The sequence below is a fragment of the Empedobacter sp. UBA7611 genome (assembly GCF_002484365.1).
In the GTDB taxonomy this organism is placed as follows: domain Bacteria; phylum Bacteroidota; class Bacteroidia; order Flavobacteriales; family Weeksellaceae; genus Empedobacter; species Empedobacter falsenii_B.
This window is the reverse complement of sequence record NZ_DLJR01000021.1, coordinates 34,701-47,329: the sequence shown is the minus strand read 5'-3', so window position 1 is coordinate 47,329 and position 12,629 is coordinate 34,701. Positions and strand designations below refer to the sequence as shown.

General features: G+C 31.5%; 17 protein-coding genes. 8 read left to right on the top strand and 9 right to left on the bottom strand.

What is annotated here, in order from left to right; translation table 11 throughout:
- Positions 1-1,539 (bottom strand): sodium:solute symporter, encoded by a 1,539-nt coding sequence (locus B3R94_RS02680; RefSeq protein ID WP_291098473.1) that lies wholly within the window; start codon positions 1,537-1,539, stop codon positions 1-3.
- Positions 1,540-1,646: 107 nt separating this feature from the next.
- Here B3R94_RS02680 and recR point away from each other — a divergent pair, with 107 nt between their 5' ends.
- The gene (gene recR / locus B3R94_RS02675; RefSeq protein ID WP_291098470.1) at positions 1,647-2,261 is read left to right on the top strand and encodes a recombination mediator RecR; all 615 of its coding nucleotides are present in this window, start codon (positions 1,647-1,649) and stop codon (positions 2,259-2,261) included.
- A 1-nt stretch (position 2,262) separates the two neighbouring features.
- The gene (locus B3R94_RS02670) at positions 2,263-3,333 is read left to right on the top strand and encodes a glycosyltransferase family 2 protein (RefSeq protein WP_181816328.1); all 1,071 of its coding nucleotides are present in this window, start codon (positions 2,263-2,265) and stop codon (positions 3,331-3,333) included.
- A gap of 19 nt (positions 3,334-3,352) precedes the next feature.
- Here B3R94_RS02670 and B3R94_RS02665 read toward each other — a convergent pair whose 3' ends face one another.
- The 6 genes from B3R94_RS02665 to rsfS form a co-directional block, all read right to left on the bottom strand.
- Positions 3,353-3,616, bottom strand: coding sequence for a hypothetical protein (locus B3R94_RS02665; RefSeq protein ID WP_115001599.1), 264 nt, complete (start codon positions 3,614-3,616; stop codon positions 3,353-3,355).
- An 83-nt stretch (positions 3,617-3,699) separates the two neighbouring features.
- Entirely contained in the window at positions 3,700-4,350 is a 651-nt protein-coding gene (locus tag B3R94_RS02660; protein WP_125350513.1) for a phosphatidylserine decarboxylase family protein, read from the bottom strand.
- Positions 4,347-5,195 carry a phosphatidate cytidylyltransferase gene (locus tag B3R94_RS02655; protein WP_125350512.1) on the bottom strand — a complete coding sequence of 283 codons (849 nt, stop codon included), beginning with the start codon at positions 5,193-5,195 and terminating at the stop codon, positions 4,347-4,349. Before B3R94_RS02655 ends, B3R94_RS02660 begins: the two co-directional genes overlap by 4 nt.
- Before the next feature lie 2 nt (positions 5,196-5,197).
- Positions 5,198-5,803, bottom strand: a complete 606-nt coding sequence (locus tag B3R94_RS02650; RefSeq protein WP_280049855.1) for a hypothetical protein — start codon at positions 5,801-5,803, stop codon at positions 5,198-5,200.
- 131 nt (positions 5,804-5,934) lie between these two features.
- Entirely contained in the window at positions 5,935-7,947 is a 2,013-nt protein-coding gene (ftsH, locus tag B3R94_RS02645; protein WP_125350510.1) for an ATP-dependent zinc metalloprotease FtsH, read from the bottom strand.
- Positions 7,948-7,969: 22 nt separating this feature from the next.
- Positions 7,970-8,338, bottom strand: a complete 369-nt coding sequence (gene rsfS / locus B3R94_RS02640; protein WP_038331822.1) for a ribosome silencing factor — start codon at positions 8,336-8,338, stop codon at positions 7,970-7,972.
- Between the two features lie 93 nt (positions 8,339-8,431).
- Here rsfS and B3R94_RS02635 point away from each other — a divergent pair, with 93 nt between their 5' ends.
- Genes B3R94_RS02635 through B3R94_RS02620 form a run of 4 tightly spaced genes read left to right on the top strand, consistent with a single transcriptional unit; the run spans position 8,432 to position 10,560 of the window.
- On the top strand, positions 8,432-9,145 hold the full coding sequence (locus B3R94_RS02635) for a biotin--[acetyl-CoA-carboxylase] ligase (protein WP_280049857.1): 714 nt from the start codon (positions 8,432-8,434) through the stop codon (positions 9,143-9,145).
- Between the two features lie 27 nt (positions 9,146-9,172).
- Positions 9,173-9,688 carry an isopentenyl-diphosphate Delta-isomerase gene (gene idi / locus B3R94_RS02630; RefSeq protein ID WP_280049858.1) on the top strand — a complete coding sequence of 172 codons (516 nt, stop codon included), beginning with the start codon at positions 9,173-9,175 and terminating at the stop codon, positions 9,686-9,688.
- A 12-nt stretch (positions 9,689-9,700) separates the two neighbouring features.
- Entirely contained in the window at positions 9,701-10,111 is a 411-nt protein-coding gene (locus B3R94_RS02625) for a 6-pyruvoyl trahydropterin synthase family protein (protein WP_280051050.1), read from the top strand.
- Positions 10,108-10,560: a peroxiredoxin gene (locus B3R94_RS02620; protein WP_115001585.1), complete on the top strand. Its 453-nt coding sequence runs from the start codon at positions 10,108-10,110 to the stop codon at positions 10,558-10,560. Before B3R94_RS02625 ends, B3R94_RS02620 begins: the two co-directional genes overlap by 4 nt.
- On the opposite strand, the gene B3R94_RS02615 is transcribed toward B3R94_RS02620, so the two are convergent.
- Positions 10,557-10,739 (bottom strand): hypothetical protein, encoded by a 183-nt coding sequence (locus tag B3R94_RS02615; RefSeq protein ID WP_115001584.1) that lies wholly within the window; start codon positions 10,737-10,739, stop codon positions 10,557-10,559. The two genes, B3R94_RS02620 and B3R94_RS02615, sit on opposite strands and share 4 nt — an antisense overlap.
- 75 nt (positions 10,740-10,814) lie before the next feature.
- Positions 10,815-11,489, bottom strand: coding sequence for a YiiX/YebB-like N1pC/P60 family cysteine hydrolase (locus B3R94_RS02610; RefSeq protein WP_257467987.1), 675 nt, complete (start codon positions 11,487-11,489; stop codon positions 10,815-10,817).
- 43 nt (positions 11,490-11,532) lie between these two features.
- Here B3R94_RS02610 and B3R94_RS02605 point away from each other — a divergent pair, with 43 nt between their 5' ends.
- Together B3R94_RS02605 and gcvT are read left to right on the top strand one after the other, a co-directional pair.
- The gene (locus B3R94_RS02605; RefSeq protein ID WP_219033679.1) at positions 11,533-11,895 is read left to right on the top strand and encodes a hypothetical protein; all 363 of its coding nucleotides are present in this window, start codon (positions 11,533-11,535) and stop codon (positions 11,893-11,895) included.
- Between the two features lie 78 nt (positions 11,896-11,973).
- Positions 11,974-12,629, top strand: a 656-nt coding sequence (gene gcvT, locus B3R94_RS02600) for a glycine cleavage system aminomethyltransferase GcvT (protein WP_414647252.1), incomplete at its 3' end; no start/stop codon positions are given.

Sequence of the window (12,629 nt, the reverse complement as noted above, 5' to 3'; positions counted from 1 at the left end):
TTATGAATGAATAATTGTTTCTTTTTGACGATTAGAACTTACTAACCACAAACCGATAAAGGTTAATAAACCATTCAAAATGATTAATTCAACACCAATTTTGTAATCAGTAAAATTAATCACTAATTCGTTGATGATATACGTAAAAATAGGTGCTAAAATAGCAACTGTAATAATTGAATATTTTCTGTAAATGTTACGTTTCGTTAAAATTCCGAAAGCAAACAATCCTAATAAAGGTCCGTATGTATAACCTGCAATTTCCATCACAAGATAAACAATAGATTTGTTGTTAATCGCTTTGAAAACCATAATCAAGATAAAGAAAACTACCGTGAAAATTAAGTGAACACGAATACGAATCTTTTTCTTTTCTTTTTCTGATTTTTCTTTGTCTTCGTTGATGTTTAATAAATCGACACAATATGAACTTGTAACTGCTGTTAAAGCTCCGTCAGCAGAAGGAAATAAAGCAGAAATTAATCCGATAATAAAAATTACAGAAATAATCATTGGGAAATGATGTCCTAAAAGCGAAAGCGCAGGAAACATATCATCACCCATAATATTTTGTCCGCCTTGTTCCATAAAGAAACCGTCAGCAGTATAAAAACCACCTTCACTCATTGCGTATAAATAAAGCAATCCACCCAAAAATAGGAATGCTAAATTAACAATCAATAATGTTCCAGCAAACGTCAACATATTCTTTTTCGAGTTTTGAAGATTATCAACCGAAATATTTTTTTGCATCATTTCTTGGTCAAGACCAGTCATTGCAATTGTGATAAACATTCCGCCCAAAATTGTTTTTAAGAAATAAGTTTTCGAATTTGGATCAAGATTAATGAAATGCGTATAATTTTTGGCTTGCATCATATCGTAAGCTTCACCAACAGATAAGTTAAGATGAGAAAGGATAAACCAAATACAAGCAATCAAACTAATGATCATAAATGATGTTTGTAAAGTGTCGGTTACAACAATTGTTTTTACTCCACCTTCAAACGTGTACAATAAAATCATTAATAATAACACAAATGTTGTAGCCCAAAATGGTACGCCTAAATTGTCTAATAAAAATATTTGTAACACATTTACAACTAAATATAAACGTGCTGTTGCGCCAATTCCACGTGAAATAATAAAGAAAACCGATCCCATTTTATGTGCTTCAACATTGAAACGCTTTCCTAAATAGGTGTAAATCGAGGTCAGATTCATTCGGTAATAGAGCGGAAGTAATACGCCAGCGACGATAAAATAACCAAGAAAAAATCCGATTACCATCATATAATACTCGAATCCTCCGTAAATATATTCGGAACCAGTTAATTTTCCGACCGTTCCCGGAACCGAAATAAACGTAACACCACTAAGACTTGTCCCAATCATTCCGAAAGCCACTAACCACCATTTACTTTTTTTGTTTCCGTTAAAAAAAGATTGATTGTCAGAATTTCGACTGGTGAAGTAAGAGATCACTAAAAGTCCTACAAAGTATACGATAACACAAAGTAGTAAAATTGTTGAGTTCATAATTTATTTAGTAAATAAGCCCAAATTTAATATTTTTGAGTGAATGATGATAGATTAATTTTCCGAAGATAAAATTGTAAATTTGTTGTCTATAATTTTTTGAACGAATGAATTACCCAAGCAAGGTTTTAGAGCGAGCTGTAGAAGAAATGTCAAATTTGCCAGGAATAGGAAAGAGAACAGCTTTGCGACTTGTTTTACATATGTTAAATAGTCCCAAATCTCAAACGACGGCTTTATCCGAAGCGCTTTCTCATTTGGTGGATGATGTTAAATATTGTCAACATTGTCATACGATTTCTGATGATGAGATTTGTGATATTTGCAATAATCCATTGCGAGAAGAAACTATAATTTGTGTGGTAGAAGATGTACGCGATGTGATGGCAATTGAAAACACAGGACAATTTAAAGGACAATATCACGTTTTAGGAGGAAAGATTTCTCCAATGGAAGGCATTGGACCTGGTCAATTGAATATTCAAACTTTGGTAGATCGTGTTCAAAATGAAAATGTAAAGGAAATAATCTTTGCTTTAAGTTCTACAATGGAAGGAGATACAACTGTTTTTTACTTGTATCGACAATTAAAGAATGCCGAAATTATTTTTTCGACCATTGCACGAGGTCTTGGTGTAGGAGATGAGTTAGAATATGCAGACGAAGCGACGTTGGTTCGTTCTATACAACATCGAATCCCATATTCAGAAAATAAATTTTAAAATGAAATTATCGATAATTATTGTTAGTTATAATGCGCCAAAACATTTAGAGCTTTGTCTTGATTCGTGTCAGGAAGCTTTAAAAAATGTAGATGGAGAAATAATTGTAATTGATAATGACTCATCGGAAATTGATTTTATATTCCTAAAAAAAACTTTTCCTACTGTAAATTTTTTACTTCAGAATGAAAATCTTGGTTTTGCAAAAGCGAATAATATTGGGGTTGAGAATGCTTTGGGAGAATATATTCTGATTCTTAATCCAGATACAATTATTCCAGAGAATTTATTCGAATCTTTGATTGAATTTCATCAGTCAAAAGAAAAAATAGGTTTTGTGGGAGTACGAATGATAGATACAAACGGAAATTTTCATCCAGAATCAAAACGTAATATTCCGACAGCTAAAAATTCATTTTCTAAGTTGTATAGTCGATTTAATCATTCAAAGAAAAATAATTATTACAAATTAGAAGTTGATGAATTTGAAATTGCTCCTTGCGAAATTTTAGTTGGTGCTTTTATGTTCACCACGAAGAAAATCTATCAGGAAATTGGAGGATTTGATCCACGTTATTTTATGTATGGAGAAGATATAGATTTGTCTTTTAGTGCAGAATTGGCTGGTTATAAAAATTATTATAAAGGAGATATAACGGTTTTACATTACAAGGGAGAAAGTACGAAAAAAGATAAAAAATATTATAAACATTTTTTTGAAGCCATGATGATTTTCTTAGCAAAATATTATCAAAAAAATTGGTTGCATTATCAACTTTTACGTTCGGGAATTTTGATTAAATATTTAATTCAATTATTTAAATTTTCTTTACATTCACCTAATAATACTTCTAAAATAGAAGTAAAAGCAGAAAATTTATTTTGGATTGATAAGAAATCAGATTTCAAATCTTTATCAAATAATGAAATTGCAATTGATGCAAGTTTTTTTACTTATCAAGAGATATTATCAATCATTTCTGAAAACAACTCTTCTTCACGTTCATTTTATATTCGCCCTAAAAATAAAAATTATTTAATAGGTGATGATAAACTGATTATAAATCTATAAAAACAAAAAAAGCTGAATCTTAATGACCAGCTTTTACAGTATCTTTTTTCTCAACTTTCGGAGTTTCTACAGTTTTTGTAGAATCTTTTACTTCCTCATGTTTTTCTTCAACAGCTTCTTCATGTTTTGCATGACCTTCGTGAGCAGCTTCAGACTTGTGGTGCATTTCTTCAGCAGTAGCTGGTTCGTGAACTACAGGAAGTACACCATGGTTTACACCTGCTTTAGAGTTACAAGATGTAGCAAATGCAGCAACAGCTACTAAAAGAATTAATTTTTTCATGACGTACAAAATTTATTGTATGAATATATTGTTATAATTGTTTTGACAAAATTAGTTAAAAACATTGAGTTCAACTAACTGATTTATTTCAATTGTGCAATTTTCTGAATTCCACCTTTTGTTTTATCTCCAACCTTTACATTGATTTCAGTATCAAGTGGTAAAAAGATATCTACACGAGATCCGAATTTGATAAAACCATATTCTTTACCAGCAACAGCTGTATCATTCTCTTTACTGTAGCAAACAATTCTTCTCGCAACAGCACCAGCAATTTGTCTAAAAAGAACTTTTGTATGATCTGTATTTTCTACAACAACAGTTGTTCTTTCGTTTAACTCTGATGATTTAGGATGAAATGCTACCAAAAATTTCCCTGGATGATATTTAGAATAAATAACCTTACCATTCACAGGATAACGTGTTACGTGTACATTAAGTGGCGTCATGAAAATAGATAATTGAATACATTTTTGATTCAAAAATTCACTTTCATATACTTCTTCTAATACAACTACTTTTCCATCTACCGGCGCAATAACACAATTTTCAGATGAATCTGATTCACGAATTGGATTTCTAAAAAACCAAACGACAAATCCATAAAGAATCCATAATGGTAAAGCGAATAAAAGACCATAAACAGGAAAAAAGTAATGTAATACTCCTGTAGCGATTGCAAATAAAATTAAGCAACCTATCAAAATTGCAGTTCCTTCTCTGTGAAGTTTCATAAAGTATATACTAATAAATAATATAAATAAACAAATGGTGTGACAAATATAAAACTATCTAATCGATCTAAAAAACCACCATGACCCGGAATTAAATTGCTGCTGTCTTTTACATTGAAAAAACGTTTCAATTTAGATTCTGTTAAGTCACCTAAAGGTCCTAATGCAGCAACGATTAAACCTATAATCATCCAATTACCATGTAAGTTTTCTCCAAAATATTTCTGAATAAAAAATCCAGTTAATAAAGTGAAAATAATTCCACCAAAAAAGCCTTCCCACGTTTTAGCTCCAGAAATTTTTGGTGCTAATTTGTGTTTTCCGATTAAGTTTCCTGTTAAATAAGCAAATGTATCGCTGCACCAAAGTAATAAGAAAACAAAAAATACTTCGTAGTGCATTACTTTTTCACCTAAACTATAATCAAAACTTGGTAGAGTAAGTGCAATAGCGAAAGGAGCGATGACGTAGGTTAAACCTAAAGTAGCTTTACCAAAATCATTCAATAACTCATTTGTTGATTTGAAAATAACATAAATACTAAAAATAAATAAAACAGGTATAATGAAATATAAACTTCGTAAATAAAAATAGTAGTGATTTGTAGTTTCAAAGGCTTGTAAAAACTCTTTCCCATAATATCCAAATACAACTAAAGCAGCTAAAAGTGAACCTAATTGATAAAGTTTATTGGTAAGATTGGTGATTTTAAAGAATTCGTACAAACAAAAAAGTCCAAAAACCATCATTAAAACGATTAAACCTTTTGGATGTATTGTTGTTCCGAAAAATATTACAAGTGCATAAATAAGTCCCGAAAATGCTCTAATTGCTAAATTTTTCATAGCTATTCTTCAACCAATAACAAATAAATATTCTTCGCATTCTGTATATTAGGAAATTTGTGCATGTTTTTCCCTCGAATAGAAGTTATTTTAGATGGAAGGTTGTCTTTTTTTAATGTTCGTAATTTCTGTAATGCCACGCTCACATTTTCTACTAATTGCGATGGGCGTGCATAGATAATAAAATTTGATGGAAAATCATCTATATTTCTTCCACAAGTTTGATGTGCAGATAACATAATACTACCATCAAAAGCAATCAGAAATTCGCAACTAAGGAAACTAAGCGTATAACGAGAATCGCATGGATTTTCGACAAAAGGAATATTGACTGAATTAAGAACCTGTTGTAAATTCGGATCAGGACAAATTAATTCGGTCACATTTTCGTAATTGATAATTTCTTTTAAGTTCTGAAAAGCTTCTTGATTGTTATCGCAGAATAAAAAGTGACCACCACCAGCGTTGAAGTTTGTCGCAAAAACTTCATCCATAGAAATATTATCCTCAGAATAATTTGGATGAAATAAATCAATATGATTATCATCGTCTTTATTCTCAGATTTCTCTGTTGCTTTTTTAAGTAGGTTTTTAATTGCTTTCCACATGGGAACTTATGATTTTTGTACGGTTTAATACAATTTCAGTCTAAAGGTAATAATTTTTAACAATATAATAAGAAGTAAAAAAAAAATCGCCTTATTAAGGCGATTTTTTTGAAAAATTATATGTTTTTTGATTAAATATCGTTTCCAGATTCTGGTTGAACAACTTGCTCTGAACCAGCTTCTGTAGCTTCTTCTTGTTTTTCTTCGATTTGATCTAATTCGTTTACAAATTTTCTTGGACCGAAAATTTCTTCCAAATCTTCTCTAAAGATCACCTCTTTTTCAATTAATTTTTGAGCTAAAACATCTAATTGATCGCGATGTTCACGTAAAATATCTTTTGCTCTATCATATTGAGCTTCGATCATTGTTTTTACCTCTTTATCAATTACCTGAGCAGTTTGTTCTGAATAAGGCTTGCTGAAGCCATACTCATTTTGTCCAGATGAATCGTAATAAGAAACATTACCAACTTCTTTGTTCAATCCGTAAATACTAACCATTGCAGAAGCTTGTTTTGTAACTTTTTCCAAATCACTTAATGCACCAGTAGAAATATTATTGAAAACAACTTCCTCAGCAGCACGACCACCCATTGTCATACACATTTCGTCTAACAATTGTTCTGTCGTTGTAATTTGTCTTTCTTCTGGCAAATACCAAGCGGCACCTAACGAACGTCCACGAGGAACGATAGTTACTTTAACCAATGGAGCAGCGTGTTCTGTTAACCAACCAATTGTAGCGTGACCAGCTTCGTGATAAGCGATACGTTTTTTCTCAGAAGGTTTAATCACTTTACTTTTCTTCTCTAACCCACCAATAATACGGTCAACAGCGTCTAAAAAGTCTTGTTTTTCTACGACGTCTTTGTTTTTACGAGCAGCAACTAAAGCCGCTTCGTTACAAACATTGAATATATCTGCACCAGAGAAACCTGGAGTTTGTTTTGCTAAAAATTCGATTTCAACATCTTCACCTAATTTTAATGGACGTAAGTGAACCGCGAAGATTTCTTTACGTTCGTTTAATTCAGGTAAATCAACATGAATAATACGGTCAAAACGACCTGGACGCATCAATGCTTTATCCAATACATCAGCACGGTTTGTTGCAGCAATCACAATTACGTTAGATTCTGTTCCGAAACCATCCATCTCTGTTAATAATTGGTTTAATGTATTTTCGCGTTCATCATTAGAGCCTGTAAAGTTTGATTTTCCACGTGCGCGACCAATTGCATCAATCTCATCAATAAAGATAATTGAAGGAGATTTTTCTTTTGCATTTTTGAATAAGTCACGTACACGAGATGCACCAACCCCCACAAACATTTCTACGAAATCTGATCCTGATAATGAGAAGAAAGGAACTTTTGCTTCTCCAGCAACAGCTTTTGCTAATAAGGTTTTACCTGTACCTGGAGGTCCTACTAATAAGGCTCCTTTTGGGATACGTCCACCTAATTTTGTGAATTTTTCTGGATGTTTCAAGAATTCAACGATTTCTTCGATTTCTTCTTTTGCACCTTCTAAACCTGCAACATCTTTGAAAGTTGTTTTGATATGATCATCACCTTCAAATAATTTCGCTTTCGATTTTCCGACAGAGAAAATTCCTCCGCCACCTCCAGCAGATCCGCCTCCACCCATTCGTCTGAATAGTAAGAAGTAAATTAATCCGAAGAAAATCAATGAAATGAAAAGATTCATAAACAAACTTCCAAAACCATTTGAAATTTGTGTGTTAAGTACGGCAGTTTTATTCGGACTCTTTTCTACGTTAGCATAAAAATCTTTTTCAAAATTTCCTGCATCAGCAACATTGAAAATAAAGTTTGGAGCACCTGTAGCAAAAGGATTTAAAGTTTCGTTTGATTTTTTAAACTTTTTAAATTCTTCAGTATTCAGAGCTGCGTCCGTTAAATATACACTTACACGTCCTGATTCTTTTTCTAGATTGGCTTCTTTTACGTAACCTTTTTCTACATAAGAAAGGAAAGTCGTACGGTCTATGTTTTTAGTAGTTCCGCCGGCACCTCCAATATTATCAGAAAATAATAGAAAGGCAATCAGCAATAATCCAATAATGGCATATATCCATGTAGGATTAAACCCCGAAGGTTTAAAATTATTTTTTTTCAATTTTTTTTGGTTTCAGTTATGATTAATATTCCATTTCGATACGCGTCTCTACAGCATCACCCCAAAGACTTTCGATATCGTAATATTCTCTGTATTCTTTTTGGAAAATATGGACAATAACATTTGTGTAGTCCAACAAAACCCATTGATTGTTTTGTGTTCCTTCTACATGAAAAGGTCTTTCTGACATTTCTGTTTTTACAGTTCTTTCAATCGAACCTGCTAAAGCACTAACTTGTGTATTCGAGTTTCCGGTACAAATAACGAAGTATTGACAAAATGCATTTTCAATTTCGCGTAAATCTAGAATTGTAATTTCTTCTCCTTTAACATTTGTAATTCCGTCAACAATGCTATCTAGCAAGTCTTTTGTATATTGAGTATCTATCATCTTTTATTTTGTAATTCGCAAATTTAGTGAATCCTTATTAAAGTTTAAACTTTTTAAAATAACTTTAACCACTCTATAAAAATAGTAAAAAAAATGTATTTAATTAGTTTTGATTCTTTGCCTAATACGAATGAGTTCTTGGTGGATTTGTCCAAAAAAGATGCCAATAGTTGGACTGTCATACATGCTAAAAATCAAACAAAAGGAAAAGGTTACGCAGGAAATGAGTGGAAAGTTGTCGCTGGAGAAAATTTAACCTTTAGTTTTTTGTTGAAAACAGATTATAGTTTTCAAGAATTAATTTATTTTAACGAATGGATTTCGAATGTTATTTGTCTATTTTTAAAACAATTTCATCCAAAATCTAACGTAAAATGGCCAAATGATATTATTTTAAATGATAAAAAGGTTTGCGGAATTTTAATTGAGAATCATCGTTCTAATGGAATAATGAATTCTGTAATTGGAATTGGAATTAATGTCAATCAAGCTGATTTTAATCACTTACCAAAAGCAACATCTATTTATAAAGTAACTGACAAAGAATATGACATCGAGGAAATTTTGGCAGATTTAATGCATCATTTCGAAAATGAATATCCAATTTTAGAACAGAAAAATTTCGAACAAATTCATCAAACTTATTTAGATAATCTTTTTAGAAAAGATGAAATCTCACAATTTAAATTAGATGGAGTAGAAGTGGACGGAATTATTAGAGATGTAAATGAAGCGGGAAATTTACTGATCGAAATCAATCAAGCATTGCGAGAATTTAAGCACAAAGAAATCGAACTTCTTTTTTAATCCTACATAAATGGTTATTTTTGTTTTATGGAAGAATTTGTAGTTTTAGTTGATCAGGACGATCAAAAATTAGGATTGATGGAGAAGCAACAGGCTCATGTAGCTGGTTTGTTGCATCGTGCATTTTCTGTTTTTGTATTCAATTCCAAAGGAGAATTGATGATTCAGCAACGAGCTGCGAGCAAATACCATTCGCCAACGTTGTGGACGAATACATGTTGTAGTCATCCGCGCGATAACGAAACATACGAACAAGCGGCGCACAGACGTTTGGAAGAAGAAATGGGATTTGATTGCGAATTAGAATATAAATTTAATTTCATTTACAAAGCGCATTTAGAAAATGATTTGATTGAGCATGAATTAGACCATGTTTTTATCGGAACATTTGATAACGAACCAAAGCTAAATTCTGATGAAGTGATGGCTTATCGTTGGGTAGAATTGGATGATTTGAAAAAAGATATGGAAAAAAATCCTCAGAATTATACAGCTTGGTTCAAAATAATTTTTGAACATTACGTTTCGTATATCGAAGAATAAAAATTTATACAGATGAAAGTTACTGTCAACAGAAAAGCACATTTTAACGCTGCGCACCGATTGTTTAACAAGAATTGGAGCGATGAACAGAATTTTGAAGTTTTCGGAAAATGTTCTTACCCAAATTATCACGGACACAATTATGAAATTATTGTGGCGGTGAAAGGTGAAGTTGATCCAGAAACAGGTTTTGTGATGAATTTGGACGAATTACGAAAAATTGTCGCGGTTGAAGTTGAAGAGTATTTGGATCATAAAAATCTAAATGTTGATATTGAAGAATTTAAAACTATCAATCCAACTGCCGAAAATATTGTGATTTTGATTTGGAATAAAATTAGAGCAAAATTAGCGACTGATTTAGAATTGAAAGTAACCTTATACGAAACTCCACGTAATTTCGTAGAATACGCAGGCGAATGAAATTAGGTGATCACATTCCAACTTTTTCGTTGGAGGATAATAAAGGAAATTGGTTTAATTCGGACGAGTTTTTGTACAAAAAATATTTTGTTTTATTCTTTTATCCAATGAATTTTACGCCAATGTGTACAAAAGAAGTCTGTCAATTTCGTGATGTAAATACAGATTTTAATGCTTTAGATGCTGTGATTGTTGGAATAAATGGACAATCAACATCTTCTCACGAAAAGTTTTATACAAAACATCAACTAAACTTTCCGTTGCTTTCTGATAAAGGCGCAAAGTTGTCGAAGTTGTTGGGAATTAAAAAGAAATTTGGTTTAATCACCCCGAGAGAAACTTTTGTATTCAATAAACAAGGAAAATTAATCAAACACATTGTTTCAAATGTTGCCGAAACGCACATCGAGGAAGCGATGCAAGCAATAAAAAAAGACCAAGAAAATTAGTTTTCTTGGTCTTTTTGTTTGTACAACATTTTTCTTACAAAAACGCGATAAATAAAAAAGATAACCGTTCCAATTGCCGAATAAACCAACATTGTTTGCACATCGCTTTTATCGAACAAATATTTTAGTCCAAATAACACGAAAAAGAAAATGATACTATAAATGATATTTTGTTTCATGTGGTAAAAGTAGGAATTAATTTATTTGTTATAAAGATTCTATGAATCATTCTGAATTTGTTTCAGAGTTTCATTTTAAAACTTCACCTCACCAACCTTAATTAATTTCTTAGAAGTTGCCAATTGATTTGGATTTGTTCCTGGTTCGTCTTGCGGAACTTTTTTTCCTTTTTTACGATAGAAATCTATCCAAAAATCATCAATAATTCCAGTTTCTTTGTTTTTGAAATTCATGGGAATCAATTCAAAAATAGTATCATCACGAAAAGCTCTTTCCACAAAATCTGAACAATATAATTCGTCATCATTCAAAATGTATAACCAATTATAAGGTTTTCCGAGCATTGTTTTAGCTTTTTCAATTGCATGAGGAATTGTATATTGATATTCATTTTTGAGACGATAAATGACAATTTTATTATTCTTTTCGGTTTGAGAAATGTAAAAATGATGAATTTCCTCTCGTTGCGATCCGCCCATTGGAGCAGCATGTAGAACAAAAATAGAATCATCAGTTTTTTCGATTAAACCAACATGATCAAAATTGGTTTCGTCATTTATTTTTGTCACTCTATTTATCGCGCCCGAAAGTTCTTCTGTTTGCGCACCAACAAAAATCAAATCTCCATTTTGGATATTTTGTAATGAAATTGAATGTTTTTCTTTTAATATTTTTGCTTTTGTACAACTATTCATTGTCAATGTAAATAGAAGTAAAAAGATAGGAAATAAAACGAATATTTTTTTCATTCGGAATGAATTATTACTTTTAATCTACGAATTAACCAAAAAGATGGATTTTAAAAAAATTTTGACCATATCAATTGTCGTTTTATTGATTTTAGTTGGTGCTGCAATTATTATTGGAAGCAACAAAGATCGACGCGTTTTCTTTATTGAGAGCTTTAATAAACCAATTGAAAATGTTATTAATTCTCGTTTGGATACAGATTATTCGTACGAAATTGTAAAAGTAAAAGGTAAAACAAACGATACCATTTTGATTATTCCTTGCGAAGGTTGTCAACCATTGAAATTATCAGGAAAAATAAACGAAAAGTTTATGAACAAATTTGGTAAAGGAAAATCGGTTATGCGTTTCGAGCCGTATAAAGCGACGGAAGGGAATTTAAAAATTATTCATAAAATTAGATAATCTTCTATTAAAGAAATTTTCCTAACAATTAATTCCTTATTTTTGGGAGAATTATAAACTTATCAAAGCAAACAAACAATGAAAGTAACTGCATTAAACCAAAAGCACAAAGATTTAGGTGCGAAAATGGTTCCTTTTGCTGGATATGAAATGCCAGTGCAATACGCAGGTGTTAACCAAGAACACTTTGCTGTTCGAGAAAAAGTTGGTGTTTTTGACGTTTCTCACATGGGACAATTTTTTGTAAAAGGAGAAAAAGCAACAGACTTATTACAACACTTATTGACGAATGATGTAACGAAAGTTGCCATTGGTCAAGCTCAATATAATGCAATGCCAAACGAAAAAGGAGGAATTGTAGATGATTTAATCATTTATAAAATTTCTGATGATGAATGGATGGCAGTTGTAAATGCATCTAATATCGATAAAGATTGGGAATGGATGAACAAACACAATACGTTTGGTGCAGAGTTAACAAATAAATCTGATGAGATGTCTTTGTTAGCAATTCAAGGTCCAAAAGCAATTGAAGCAATGCAGTCGTTGACAGATGTTAATTTAGCTGAAATTCCGTTTTATCATTTCGCAATTGGTACGTTTGCAGGTATGGAAAATGTGATTATTTCTGCAACTGGTTACACTGGTTCAGGAGGTTTCGAGATTTATTTCGCGAATGAGCAAGCAAACGAAATGTGGGACAAAGTAATGGAAGCTGGAAAATCTTTCGATAT